The sequence below is a fragment of the Ruegeria sp. HKCCA5491 genome (assembly GCF_013034565.1).
GTDB lineage: Bacteria > Pseudomonadota > Alphaproteobacteria > Rhodobacterales > Rhodobacteraceae > Ruegeria.
This window is the reverse complement of the sequence record NZ_WQGG01000008.1, coordinates 118,149-131,221: the sequence shown is the minus strand read 5'-3', so window position 1 is coordinate 131,221 and position 13,073 is coordinate 118,149. Positions and strand designations below refer to the sequence as shown.

Here is a 13,073-nt window from a genome sequence, read left to right as displayed (position 1 = left end):
GATGCCGCATTTCGAAATTCACGTCAGTGACGTCGAACAGGCCAAGGCGTTCTATACCGGCCTATTCGACTGGGCGTTCACACCAATGCCCGGCGGCGAAGAAGTCGGCTATCATCTGATCAGTGGCGACCAGATCGGCGGCAGCCTAGGGCTGACCGGTGGCCTGATGCAGCGCCATGGCGAAGCGCCCGCTGCCGGTAGCCCGGTGCGCGGCGGCACCATGACCTTTGAGGTCGGTGATTGCGACGAACGCTATGCGTGGGCATTGGCAAATGGCGGCGCCGAAGCGTTGCCGCCAACCGATTATCCTGGCATAGGCCGCTGCGCCTATGTGGAAGATGGACAAGGAAACATCGTCGGGATGATTACCCCGGCCCCGGAAGGAAACTGAGACATGGCAACCGAAATTCTCATGCCCGCCCTTTCGCCCACGATGGAAGAGGGCACGCTGGCCAAGTGGCTGGTCAAAGAAGGCGACACCGTATCCTCGGGCGATATCATGGCCGAGATTGAAACCGACAAGGCCACGATGGAGTTCGAGGCCGTTGACGAAGGCATCGTCGGCAAAATTCTGATCGCGGAAGGTACCGAAGGGGTCAAGGTGAACACACCTATCGCGGTCCTCGTGGAAGAAGGCGAGGACGCCTCTGCCCTGCCCACGGCTGCGCCCGCAGCCGCAGCGGTGGCTGAGGCCGCCCCTGCGGCGGTTGAGGCCCCCGCTCCTGCCGCTGCCCCTGCTGCACCGGTGGTCGATCTATCCCCGGACTGGCCTGCGGACGCCGAGATGAAATCCGAAACCGTTCGCGAAGCCCTGCGCGACGCGATGGCCGAAGAAATGCGCGGCGATGAAGACGTCTACCTGATGGGCGAAGAGGTCGCCGAATATCAGGGGGCATACAAGATCAGCCAAGGCCTGCTGGACGAATTCGGCAGCAAGCGTGTGATCGACACGCCCATCACCGAACACGGTTTTGCCGGGATCGCAGTTGGTTCGGCCTTTGGTGGGTTGAAGCCGATTGTCGAGTTCATGACCTTTAACTTCGCCATGCAGGCGATTGACCAAATCATCAACTCTGCTGCCAAAACGCTTTATATGTCCGGCGGTCAAATGGGTTGCCCCATCGTGTTCCGGGGGCCCAACGGTGCTGCCGCCCGCGTGGCCGCACAGCATTCTCAGGACTATGCCGCCTGGTACATGCAGATCCCCGGTCTGAAAGTGGTCATGCCTTACTCGGCTGCTGATGCAAAAGGGTTGCTGAAATCGGCGATCCGCGACCCCAACCCGGTGATCTTCCTTGAAAACGAGATCCTTTACGGACGCTCTTTCGATGTCCCGCAAGTGGATGATCTGACCATCCCGCTGGGCAAGGCGCGCATCTGGCGCGAAGGCTCGGACGTGACCATCGTGAGCTTTGGCATCGGCATGCAATACGCGCTGGAAGCCGCTGACAAGCTGGCCGAGGAAGGTATCAGCGCCGAGGTGATCGACCTGCGCACTATCCGCCCGATGGACACCGGCGCGATCATTAACTCGGTGATGAAAACCAACCGTCTGGTGACAGTCGAAGAAGGCTGGCCGCAAGGCTCGGTCGGCAGCTATATCAGTTCGGTGGTGATGCAAGAGGCGTTCGACTATCTGGATGCTCCGGTCATCAACTGCACCGGCAAGGACGTTCCGATGCCTTATGCAGCGAACCTCGAAAAACTGGCACTGATCACCACCGATGAGGTGATCGCAGCCGTCAAACAAGTGACCTACCGGTAAGGAGCGACACAGATGCCCACAGAAATTCTGATGCCCGCCCTTTCCCCCACAATGGAGGAAGGCACCCTTGCCAAATGGCTGGTCAAAGAGGGCGACACCGTATCAAGCGGCGACCTGCTGGCCGAGATCGAAACCGACAAGGCCACGATGGAGTTTGAGGCCGTTGACGAAGGCACCATCGGCAAGATCCTGATCCCCGAGGGCACCGAAGGAGTCAAGGTCAACACCGCCATCGCAGTTCTGCTGGAAGATGGCGAAAGTGCTGACGACATCAGCGCGTCAGATACCGCAGCCCCCGCGGCTGCTCCGGCAGCCGCCGCGGGTAACGAGGCCGCCTCTGGGGCGTCCGAGGCACCTGCCCCTGCTCCGGCAGCACCGGCCAAAGCCGACGGTGGCCGTATCTTCGCCTCGCCGCTGGCCCGTCGTATCGCTGCGCAAAAGGGTCTTGATCTGGCGCAGATCACCGGTTCGGGACCGCATGGCCGTATCGTCAAAGTAGATGTGGAAGGCGCTACAGCCACCGCGCCTGCTCCGGCCCCTGCACCTGCAGCAGCGGCTCCGGCAGCGGCAGCCCCGGCTGGCCCGTCGGCGGATGCCGTGGCAAAAATGTACGAAACCCGCGATTACGAAGAAATCAAGCTGGACGGGATGCGCAAAACCATTGCCGCGCGCCTGTCCGAGGCCAAGCAGACCATCCCGCATTTCTACCTGCGTCGCGATATTAAGCTGGATGCGCTGCTCAAGTTCCGCAGCCAGTTGAACAAACAGCTTGAAGGCCGTGGCGTGAAGCTGAGCGTCAACGACTTCATCATCAAGGCTGTCGCAAACGCGTTGCAGCAGGTTCCGGCCTGCAACGCGGTCTGGGCCGGTGACCGGGTGCTGCAACTGAAACCCTCGGACGTGGCCGTGGCTGTCGCTATCGAGGGCGGTCTGTTCACCCCGGTTCTACAGGATGCCGACACCAAGTCGCTGTCCGCGTTGTCGACCGAGATGAAAGACCTTGCCGGTCGCGCTCGTGAACGCAAACTGGCACCGCATGAATATCAGGGCGGCACATTCGCAATCTCGAATCTGGGCATGTTTGGCATCGACAATTTCGACGCCATCGTGAACCCGCCGCACGCTGGCATTCTTGCAGTGGGTACAGGCGTCAAAAAACCAGTTGTAGGCGATGACGGAGAGCTGACCGTTGCAACAGTGATGTCCGTAACGATGTCCGTGGACCACCGCGTGATCGACGGAGCGCTTGGCGCGGAACTGCTGCAAGCCATTGTCGAAAACCTTGAGAACCCCATGGTCATGCTGGCCTAACACCAAGAGAAACCGCAACAGCCGCGCCCGCACGTTCTGGCGCGGCTTTTTCGTGTCTGGCCGGGAAGTGAGGAAACGTGATCCGGCCAACTGTTGTTTGGGCACGCGCGAGGCGTCAAGTTGTTTGCAAATCAGACACGGATGCAAAGGTGCCCCATGACCTTCACACGGCTTACTCGGACAGGTTTGATTTTGTTGATGCTGGCTTCAATTGCACCTGCGGATGCCTATGCCAAGCCCAACAGCTATCCAGGTGAAAACTCGAAGTTCAATTCCAAAAGCGCGGTTGCCAAATGGGAAGCCGAGCGCAGCAAGCGGATTGAAGAGCGAAAGAAACGGCGGGAAGAAAAGCGGCTCAAGCGGTTGAACGAAAAGAACAACCGCCCGAACTGAGTGTGAGTTACTGATCTTTGCCCAGCATGTGGTCCATTGAAATTGCAGGCTGATCACAACCTGCTTCGCCGACAATCTTTGCAGGAATGCCCGCAACGGTTTTGCACGCAGGCACGGCCTGCAAGACAACCGATCCGGCAGCAATTCGGCTGCAATGACCCACTTCAATATTGCCAAGCACCTTAGCACCCGCACCAATCAGAACACCGTCACCAATTTTCGGATGGCGCTGTTCTTCTTCCTTGCCGGTCCCGCCAAGCGTGACGGAATGCAGCATCGACACATTGTCACCGACAACCGCAGTTTCGCCGATTACGATGGAATGGGCGTGATCAATCATGATCCCTTTGCCTATTTTCGCGGCCGGGTGGATATCAATCCCGAATATCTCTGACGAGCGCATCTGGAAGAAATACGCCAGATCGTAGCGCTTCTTTTGCCATAGCCAATGCGCCACGCGATAGGCTTGCATTGCCTGATAGCCCTTAAAGTACAGAATCGGCTGCAGCAGGCGATGGCAAGCCGGGTCGCGCTCGTACACAGCCATCAAGTCGGCACGGGCCGCCTCGATCAGCGAGTGATCATCCGCATAAGCTTCGTCCACGATCTCTCGTAATACCATCATGGACATTTCATTCGAGCACAGCTTGGCCGATACCCGGTAGGACAATGCCCTATCTAGACTGCGGTGGTGCAGAATACAGGCGTGCACCAACCCGCCCATCAACGGCTCATTCTCAACGGCCAATTGAGCTTCGGTCGTGATGCGATCCCAGACGGGGTCGACGGGTGTAACGTGACTGCGCGTTTCCAACATGGCTTTTGATCCTTTGCTGCGCCTAGAATGCCATTTAGAGGCAAAAACGCCAAACGCAAACCCGTGATCAGCAGGATAACGAAAATGAATGCTTCTTTGATGGCCGAATTCGAGGCCCGAATACGCAGTCGTTTAGCGGAACTTGCTGACAACTCGGAAGCAGGAAAGAAGGCGCAAGCCATTGTTGAACTGGACCAACAAGCCATAGGGCGCCTTAGCAGGATGGACGCGTTGCAGAACCAGGCAATGGCCAAGGCTCAGCAAGCCAACAGGGACGTCGAAATGAACAGATTAAAGGCGGCATTGCTTAGGATCGACGAGGGAGAATACGGATTCTGCGAAGACTGCGGTGAAGAGATCCCAATTGGTCGCCTGAACTTGGATCATGCGGCCACCAAGTGCGTTAGCTGCGCATCCGGGTGAGCCGTTTACTTGGTTATTTTTGCATTCTCACCACTCTGTCGGTGATTTTGCCTCGCTCACCATACAGGCGAAATGGCGATGTCGTGTCGCAGGCGGCGCCTTTTGTTGCTCACGTCGCCTGAGAAGGCTTCTAAGAAGAAGGCTAATTACTTAGCCATCTAACCTACCGTAAGAAATGCTTGCAGACCGGGACCATAGCTGGCCGAAACCTGTGCCACCTGGACTGTGTAGGAACCGGACACACCGTCGGCGAGTTTTGCAGCCGACGTATATGTCCAGCGGGAAATTTGAACCAATTCCTCACGCACCAATGACCCTTCGGCCCAAATCTGTATCAGATAAGCTTCGGACTCTTCGCCCAACGGGACGTCGATTCCGGCCCAGTCGTCACCATCAACTCGGGTTCGACGCACCCACGAAAGCGTATCACCCGCCCCTGATCTACGAACACACAGATGCGCCGGGGCGTAAGGGCGCAGACCATTACCATTGAACGCCTCGACTTGATGGACAAAGGACGGGTCGTCATACCCACGCGTAGCCGGTCCAATTCTGTAGTGTTTCGCAAGCCTGCGCTCTGACCGAAGCAGCCCGGTCTGTAAGACGCGTGGGTCCAATAACACAAACACCGAACCTTCGGGCCAAACCTCGGGCATGATGGCGTCAGTTCCGAACTGCCCACGAAGCCGCCCAGAATAGGCCACAGCTCCCACGGCCGAAGGCCATTTTCCAAAAAAACATCTCGCAAAAACGAAAAAGGTGAGCGAACTCAAAATTAGTATGAACACCATACCAACAGCAATTTGAGTTACCAAAGCGCACTCTGAACAAATGGCAGAGGTGGCGACTGAGATGGGCCAAAAGGGCAGTGGCGCATAAAAAAAGAAGTCGTGCCCTCCAAGCCCAGCCCACATTTCAGGTAAGTGTCTGGGCAGCCAGTTTCCTTGGTCAAACTGTTGAGAATATTGGGTGAACCACGCAAAATTATAGATTTCGCTGTGCCCCTGCGGAACTCCGACGAAAATCATGATGGCAGGCATGATCAACGCTATTGCAACTAGCACTACGACTTTCTGCAGTTTACTTAACAAAAACACTATATTCAAACGAGCTTGTGAGGCGGCGCAAAACCATTATCTTCAGGCTCATCGTGCCAAATATTCGGAATAAAGCAACACTTCATCGACGCCTCACAACTTTTTGGCTTGCACCAATGAAGCATCCGAAAGCGATTTTTGTCACTCCGATTCTCGCGGGTAGGCAACGCTCAAACACGCTCCTTCGCTGCGCAATCCACGCAAAAAGAAATTCTGTTGCATTCAAGGTTTGATGCGAATGACCATCCCAAAAGGGTCGCAAGTTTTCAGACTAAGCTGAAGGACGCTGAGATGGAAAGAGAACAAAGAAAAGGCGACAACATGTTCGTCCTTCTAGATGAAATCAATTCGAAACCTGGCGTATTCAGTTCCTACACCGCCAGTGCGCTTTGGGCCGACAAGTACCGATCCAAACAGATGCTGGAGTTTCACATGAATGAGGCCATCAATTTATCGTCTAGAAGAGCCGACTTCATTGAACGATCTAGTGACTGGATTATAGACCACTTTGAAATCGGAATGGGTAAATCGGTATGCGATTTCGGGTGTGGCCCAGGTTTGTATACGTCTCGCTTCGCAAAATCCGGTGCGCAAGTTACAGGTTTAGACTTCTCAAAAAAAACTATTCAATATGCCCGACGACAGGCTGAGCTCGCCAAGCAAAATGTCGACTATGTTGAAATCAATTACCTCGATTTTGAAACGCCCGGTCGCTTTGATCTGATCACGATGATCATGTGCGATTTTTGCGCTCTTGGACCCGAACAGCGGTCCCGGCTCCTGTCGAAGTTCAGCACTCTGCTAAAGGACGGCGGATCTATCCTATTGGATGTATATTGGATGGCAGCATTCGATCAGCGTGAAGAATCTAGAACTTATGAGAAAAACCAGTTGAACCACTTCTGGCACAAGGAAGATTACTACTGCTTTCTCAACACCTTCGAATACGACGCTGATTCCGTTGTGCTGGACAAATACAGCATCTTTCCTGAAAAGAGCGAACCGGAAACGGTCTATAACTGGTTGCAATATTTCAGCCCCCAGAGCTTGTCGACAGAGCTTTCAGCAGCAGGGCTCGAAGTTACGAATTTCTACGGGGATGTGTCAGGTCAAGCTTTCTCGGGACAGCATCCCGAGTTCGCAGTTGTAGCATCAAGACACACAAAGGGAAGACGCCATTGGTGAATTAGCATGTCATAAGCCGCAATATAGCGACCCTTTCGCAAGTGCTTGGTATCCATTAGAGCCATGTGGAGCACTCACAAACTCCGCACCCTAGGCCGTCGATACAACCCCGCAGGCCCAACAACCAACTCATGCAGCGCCCAGACTAACGCGTCGACCCGGTCGGGCGAGCCCTGACCTTCGAATCCACGCGCGGTCATCTGGCACATCTGCTCCTCCAGCGCGTCCAGCCCGGCCACATGGCCCACCCGCCCCTGCTCATAAAGCGCCGCCACAGGCTCGGCCCGCGCCACCTTGCCGCGTGAGGCCCGCACAGCGCGGAACGGGACTAGAGGGTCCACCTGCCGGACGACCTCTTCCACCAGTTGCCCGCCCTGATTGACCTCGGCCACCAGCCGTTCGGCCCCGAACTCATCCATCGCGTCAATCGCCGCCTGCGCCCAGCCCGCAGGACCAACGCCCTGCACAGTGCGGTCGGCCAGCACATAGGCGCACCATTCCTCAAGCGGCCCCTGTAGTTGCGCGCCGACCACTACGATACCACAGGCATCCGCATGCGCCCCCACTGTCACCGCAGGGTCCAGTGCCACTACGATACGATCCAAACCGGGCACTTTATCTACCCGCGCCGCATCCAGCATCGAGCCTGTCCACAACGCGCCCTCAGCATCCGACAGCAAAACCCCATCCAATTCCTGCCGCCCCAGCCGCGTACCAGCATAGCGCGCGCGTACCTCGGCCAGAAACGAGTCCGCCAGATTGGCCCGGTTCGCCTCGGTCGGCGCGTGGGTCTGCACGGTGGACGGAGAGGCCAGCAAATCCTTCAAAACCTTCACATTGCGCGGCGTGGTCGTCACGCAGACCCGCGGCCGCTCACCCAGACGCAAGGCAAACTGCAACATATCCCAGGTCTCTTCGGCCTTTTTCCACTTGGCCAGTTCGTCTACCCACGCGGCATCGAATTGCGGGCCGCGCAGCCCTTCGGGATCATGCGCCGAAAACGCCTGCGCCTCGGCTCCGTTGGGCCAGATCAACTTGCGTTCCGATGCCTCCCAAACAGGTCGACGATCCGGGGGCGAGCATTGCAAAATCCCGCTATCGCCAAAAATGATCACGTCGCGCACCTGATCAAATGTCTCGCCCACCAACGCCACCCGACTGGCCTCTCCCCTGTCCAGCGGCTTAGCCCCTTCGACCATCGCACGCACCCACTCGGACCCTGAGCGCGTCTTACCTGCCCCGCGTCCACCCATGATCACCCACGACCGCCAGTCCCCCTCGGGCGGCAATTGATGCGGCAGCGCCCAAAACTCGAACAGGAAAGGGAGGGCACACAGCCCCCCCTCCCCGATCTCACTCAGAAATCTGTCCCTCACCGCAGCATCGGCGGAGGCGAGCCAGCCTGCACCCGATTTCAAATCGAGCGCGCTGAAGGTCGAGCGCATAGCCCCCTTGGGCAATTCCGGCTTGTCTGTGATGTTGTTCGACAAAGCTTATCTCCACTTTCTGGCAACTTCGGATCAGCCCCTCTAACTGACCCAGCTGCTTGCCTGCTCCGGCAAAGTCTGCATCCTCCCCGGCACCGATCTGCCTGCGCAGTTCTTCCGCTGCTTCGCGCAGATCGCGAATGGATCGCTCAAGCGACTGCAACAAGTCAGCCGTCTGGGTAATCCGCTCTTCCGGGGTAATCAAAGTCATGTGTGTGCCTGTGACCTCATGCGTGAGTTTTCTCCGCACGAGAGAAGCAAAAATCGGCCACCGGGCTTACCCGCGGCCGATACCCACCTCTTCTAGCATGACACCAAGCCTAAGATAATAAGTTTGTAAAGTCAAATAGTTACGCAACACTCACGCAACAGGAACCGACCTGTAATTTAACTATTTCTCAAGACCTTCCACCTCTGGGTCACGACCCGCCATATCCTTGACAACAAGCACACCGATTGGGAAACTCGACAATTACACAGCGGTAAACTTGACATTCCCTCGCCAAACACGCATGTGCCCCGAAACAAGGCGCTTCCGCGTGAGCATAGACGGTCGTATTCGACCTTACAGCGCCCAAACCTCTCCAGTTCCCCTTCACGCAGGGTTCTTGTTGCGATGGCCGGACGGCACAGGGCTCGCCTGCGCGTCCCGAGGCTTCGCGAAACCCTGTAGGCTCGTGCGGTGCGCACGTGTCGATGTATTTGTTCGTGGCTAATAGGCGGCCACGGATTGAAAAGGATGATTACTTGTTCGACTTTGACATGCTGGGCCTTGCCCCGGCCCTGAATGACGCGCTGAAACGCGCAAACTTTACGCAACCCACACCGATCCAGAATCAGGCCATTCCGATGGCGCTGCAGGGTCACGACATTATGGGGCTGGCGCAAACCGGCACCGGAAAAACTCTGGCCTTTGGGTTGCCGCTGATTGATCACCTGCTGGCGCAACCCGGCAAACCTGCCCCCAAGACAGCCAAGGCGTTGATCCTTGCGCCGACGCGTGAGCTGGTCAATCAGATCGCGGAAAGCCTGCGAACCCTGACAAAAAAAACAAAAATCCGCGTCGCAACCGTTGTGGGTGGTCAGTCTATCGGCAAGCAGATTTCCTTCCTTGCACGCGGAACCGATATCCTTGTCGCAACACCCGGTCGCCTGATTGATTTGATGGAACGCGGCGCTGTTGATCTCAGCTCGGTCCGCCATCTGGTGTTGGACGAGGCTGACCAGATGCTGGACATGGGGTTCATTCACGCCTTGCGCCGTATCGCGCCCGAACTTGGCACACCGCGTCAAACCATGTTGTTTTCCGCTACGATGCCCAAGCAGATGGAAGAAATCAGCCAGACCTATCTAACGAACCCACAGCGCATTCAGGTCTCTCCTCCGGGGAAGGCGGCTGACAAGATCACACAGTCGATCCACTTCCTGAGCCGGACTGAAAAGCCCGCCAAGCTGCGCGAGATTCTGTCTGAAGACGCCGATGCTCTGACATTGGTATTTGCGCGCACCAAGCATGGCGCAGAGCGATTGATGAAAGACCTCGTCGCTGACGGCTTTAACGCGGCCTCCATTCACGGCAACAAAAGCCAAGGCCAACGCGACCGTGCAATCAAGGCGTTTCGCGCGGGTGAGATCAACGTGCTTGTGGCAACTGACGTGGCCGCGCGCGGCATCGACATTCCCGGCGTGGCATATGTAATTAACTACGATCTTCCCGAGGTGCCCGACAACTATGTGCACCGGATCGGCCGCACCGCTCGCGCAGGTCGCGAAGGTGAAGCTATTGCATTCTGTGCGCCGGATGAACTGGATCAGTTGAAGCAGATTCAAAAGCTGATGAAGATCGAAATCCCCGTCGCCAGCGGCACAATGCCCGAGTTTGCAGAGCCCAAAAAACCGCGCAAACGTGGCGGGTTCCGCCGTCGTGGGCCAAAGCCACAGGCAGCCAACGCGTCGGCCAAGCCCAGGTCAAACCAGCGTCGGCGGCAGAAAAGAAAACCGGCCGCATGAATTGAAAAAGGTGCCGCAACACGCGGCACCTTTTTTAGTTTCCTGAACTTTGGCGTTCGGCTTCTATCTCACGCCATTTGGCGACATTACGGTTATGCTCGTCCAACGTTTCCGCAAAAGCATGCCCGCCTGTACCGTCCGCAACAAAGAACACATAGTTCGTGTCTTCCGGGGCTACGGCGGCTTCCAGGCTTGCTAGACCTGGACTTGCAATCGGAGTTGGCGGCAAACCGTCAATCACATACGTATTCCAAGGCGTTGCGCGGCGAAGTTCGCTCCGACGCAAGCCGCGACCCAAGGTCCCTTGACCTTTCGTTACGCCGTAAATGACGGTCGGGTCTGTCTGCAACTTCATGCCACGCTCAAGACGGTTCACGAAAACACTGGCCACCTGTCCACGCTCATGCGGAACGCCTGTTTCCTTTTCGATGATCGACGCGAGAATTAGCATTTCTTCCGGGCTGCTGATTGGCAGATCATCCTGTCGCTTTTCCCAGACCGCGTTGACGCGCAACTGCTGCCTGTCCTGCATACCCTGCAGAATGGCGTTCCTGTCAGCGCCGCGTACCACATCATAACTGTCGGGTGCCAACATTCCCTCTGCAGGAATTTCGGTAACTTCCCCGGTCAGCGCATCAATCTGCTTCAGCCCTTCGACCACCTGCCACGCGGTAACGCCTTCGGCCACCGAAACCCGATAGCGCGTATCAGCGTCATTGCGTTTCTCGGTATAGGCCGCGGGTGCCTCCTCTTCGGCGACATCGAATGACGCAATCTCATCAAAATCGAGCGTTGCTGGATTCAGCTCACGCACCCGAGTCTGGATACGCGTCACACCAATGCGGTACTCAATCTCGGACCCGCAGGTACTGGCACCGCTACGCGTGATTTCGTCGATGATCTGCTCCATCGACGAACCTTCGCGCACCAGGAAACTGCCCGCTTTCAACTGCGGGGCTTTGTCCGTGTAATCTGCCGCCATACGAAAGATCATCGCGCTACTGATCGCGCCCTGATCCTCCAGTTTCTGACTGACTTCGGTCATGTTGGACCCGCGCTCGACCTGAAGGCAGATCGCGGTTTCCAGAGGGCCTTCGTTTTTATAACGCGACTGCCCCCAAAGGATAAGTCCGCCCGACAAGAACAGGCCGACCACCAGAATGGTCAGCATATTGGACGCCAGAGCGCGCCACATTTAGCTGGCCTTTCCGAAGATCACGCTGGCATTCGTGCCACCAAACCCGAACGAGTTGGACAGTGCCACGTTGATCTCACGCTCTCGCTTGGCGTTCGGAGCCAAGTCGATAGGTGTTTCAACAGCGGGATTGTCCAGATTGATCGTCGGCGGGGCCACCTGATCCCGGATTGCCAGGATAGAAAAGATCGCCTCAATCGCGCCAGCAGCCCCAAGCAGGTGGCCTGTGGCAGATTTGGTCGAGGACATGGTCGCGTTTGCGGCGTGTTCGCCTAGCAAACGTTCAACTGCGCCCAGCTCAATTGTGTCCGCCATGGTCGACGTGCCGTGCGCGTTGATATAGTCCAGATCCTTTGGCTCCAGCCCGGCACTGCGCAGCGCGGCCTGCATTGAACGCTCTGCACCATCACCATCCTCGCTGGGGGCGGTGATATGGTAGGCGTCGCCGGACATGCCGTATCCCAACACTTCGGCATAAATCTTCGCGCCACGCGCCTTGGCGTGCTCGTATTCTTCCAGAATGACGATTCCGGACCCCTCACCCATGACAAACCCGTCACGATCAACATCGTAAGGACGGCTCGCGGCTTTGGGGTTATCTGCATATTTGGTCGATAGCGCCTTGCAGGCATTGAAGCCCGCGATGCCGATCTCGCAGATGCAGCCTTCGCCGCCACCTGCGACCATGACATCGGCGTCTCCTGCACGGATAATCCGGCTTGCGTCGCCGATTGCGTGGGCGCCTGTCGAACATGCAGTCACCACCGAATGGTTCGGCCCCTTGAAACCGTGGCGGATGGAAACCTGACCCGAGGCCAGGTTGATCAACGCGCCGGGAATAAAGAAGGGGGACACCCTGCGTGGCCCCTTGTCACGGATCAAGTTCGCCGTTTCCGCAATGGATCCCAGACCACCAATCCCCGAACCGATCAGAACACCGGTACGTAGGCGCGCCTCTTCATCTTCGGGAAGCCAATCCGCGTCCTTGCAGGCCATTTCAGCAGCCGCGATCGAATATAGAATGAAGTCTTCAACCTTACGCTGCTCTTTTGGCGACATCCATTCATCGGGGTTGAACGTCCCGTTTGTTCCATCGCCGCGGGGGACTTCGCAGGCATAGGTCGTCGTGACCCCACTTGCCTCGGCGTCGAACAGCGTGATTGGTCCCGCGCCGGATTCTCCATCCAACAGCCGTGACCAGGTTTCCTCGACCCCGCTGGCCAACGGAGTGACCAATCCCAGACCGGTTACAACGACTCTGCGCATGAAGTGCCTCTTGCCTGCTTCGTGTTTAAGAAACGCTCATACCCCGTGCCGGGGTGCGGGGGCAAGAGCAACAGCAAATTCTGCGTTGAACACCTGACGCTGCGAAAGGCAAAGAAATGCCGAA

The 13,073-nt window shown here is 57.1% G+C and carries 13 protein-coding genes; 7 read left to right on the top strand and 6 right to left on the bottom strand.

All coding sequences use genetic code 11. The annotated features are described in order from the left end of the window. Position 1: 1 nt before the first annotated feature. The 4 genes from GOV88_RS12185 (at position 2) to GOV88_RS12170 (ending at position 3,469) form a co-directional block, all read left to right on the top strand. Positions 2-391, top strand: coding sequence for a VOC family protein (locus GOV88_RS12185; RefSeq protein WP_171126542.1), 390 nt, complete (start codon positions 2-4; stop codon positions 389-391). Between the two features lie 3 nt (positions 392-394). Beyond that, positions 395-1,765, top strand: coding sequence for a pyruvate dehydrogenase complex E1 component subunit beta (locus tag GOV88_RS12180; RefSeq protein ID WP_171122184.1), 1,371 nt, complete (start codon positions 395-397; stop codon positions 1,763-1,765). Between the two features lie 12 nt (positions 1,766-1,777). After that, a complete protein-coding gene (locus tag GOV88_RS12175; protein ID WP_171122183.1) occupies positions 1,778-3,076 on the top strand; it encodes a pyruvate dehydrogenase complex dihydrolipoamide acetyltransferase in 1,299 nt (432 codons plus the stop codon). Positions 3,077-3,232: 156 nt separating this feature from the next. Beyond that, positions 3,233-3,469 (top strand): hypothetical protein, encoded by a 237-nt coding sequence (locus GOV88_RS12170; protein WP_171122182.1) that lies wholly within the window; start codon positions 3,233-3,235, stop codon positions 3,467-3,469. 7 nt (positions 3,470-3,476) lie between these two features. Here the strand turns inward: GOV88_RS12170 and cysE are convergent, their stop codons facing one another. Next, positions 3,477-4,286, bottom strand: a complete 810-nt coding sequence (gene cysE / locus GOV88_RS12165) for a serine O-acetyltransferase (RefSeq protein WP_171122181.1) — start codon at positions 4,284-4,286, stop codon at positions 3,477-3,479. Positions 4,287-4,370: 84 nt separating this feature from the next. Here cysE and GOV88_RS12160 point away from each other — a divergent pair, with 84 nt between their 5' ends. Continuing rightward, the gene (locus GOV88_RS12160) at positions 4,371-4,709 is read left to right on the top strand and encodes a TraR/DksA C4-type zinc finger protein (RefSeq protein WP_171122180.1); all 339 of its coding nucleotides are present in this window, start codon (positions 4,371-4,373) and stop codon (positions 4,707-4,709) included. A 158-nt stretch (positions 4,710-4,867) separates the two neighbouring features. Here GOV88_RS12160 and GOV88_RS12155 read toward each other — a convergent pair whose 3' ends face one another. Then, entirely contained in the window at positions 4,868-5,422 is a 555-nt protein-coding gene (locus tag GOV88_RS12155; protein ID WP_171240591.1) for a hypothetical protein, read from the bottom strand. A gap of 675 nt (positions 5,423-6,097) precedes the next feature. Here GOV88_RS12155 and GOV88_RS12150 point away from each other — a divergent pair. Continuing rightward, positions 6,098-6,991, top strand: a complete 894-nt coding sequence (locus GOV88_RS12150) for a class I SAM-dependent methyltransferase (RefSeq protein ID WP_217358921.1) — start codon at positions 6,098-6,100, stop codon at positions 6,989-6,991. Positions 6,992-7,065: 74 nt separating this feature from the next. Here GOV88_RS12150 and GOV88_RS12145 read toward each other — a convergent pair whose 3' ends face one another. Together GOV88_RS12145 and GOV88_RS12140 are read right to left on the bottom strand one after the other, a co-directional pair. After that, the gene (locus GOV88_RS12145; RefSeq protein ID WP_171240649.1) at positions 7,066-8,292 is read right to left on the bottom strand and encodes a DNA-packaging protein; all 1,227 of its coding nucleotides are present in this window, start codon (positions 8,290-8,292) and stop codon (positions 7,066-7,068) included. Between the two features lie 52 nt (positions 8,293-8,344). Further along, the gene (locus GOV88_RS12140) at positions 8,345-8,689 is read right to left on the bottom strand and encodes a hypothetical protein (protein WP_171126608.1); all 345 of its coding nucleotides are present in this window, start codon (positions 8,687-8,689) and stop codon (positions 8,345-8,347) included. A 536-nt stretch (positions 8,690-9,225) separates the two neighbouring features. Here GOV88_RS12140 and GOV88_RS12135 point away from each other — a divergent pair. Next, positions 9,226-10,488: a DEAD/DEAH box helicase gene (locus GOV88_RS12135; protein WP_171240590.1), complete on the top strand. Its 1,263-nt coding sequence runs from the start codon at positions 9,226-9,228 to the stop codon at positions 10,486-10,488. A 34-nt stretch (positions 10,489-10,522) separates the two neighbouring features. Here the strand turns inward: GOV88_RS12135 and mltG are convergent, their stop codons facing one another. Beyond that, positions 10,523-11,683, bottom strand: coding sequence for an endolytic transglycosylase MltG (gene mltG, locus GOV88_RS12130; RefSeq protein ID WP_171126536.1), 1,161 nt, complete (start codon positions 11,681-11,683; stop codon positions 10,523-10,525). Next, a complete protein-coding gene (fabF, locus tag GOV88_RS12125; RefSeq protein WP_171122176.1) occupies positions 11,684-12,949 on the bottom strand; it encodes a beta-ketoacyl-ACP synthase II in 1,266 nt (421 codons plus the stop codon). Positions 12,950-13,073 lie beyond the last annotated feature (124 nt).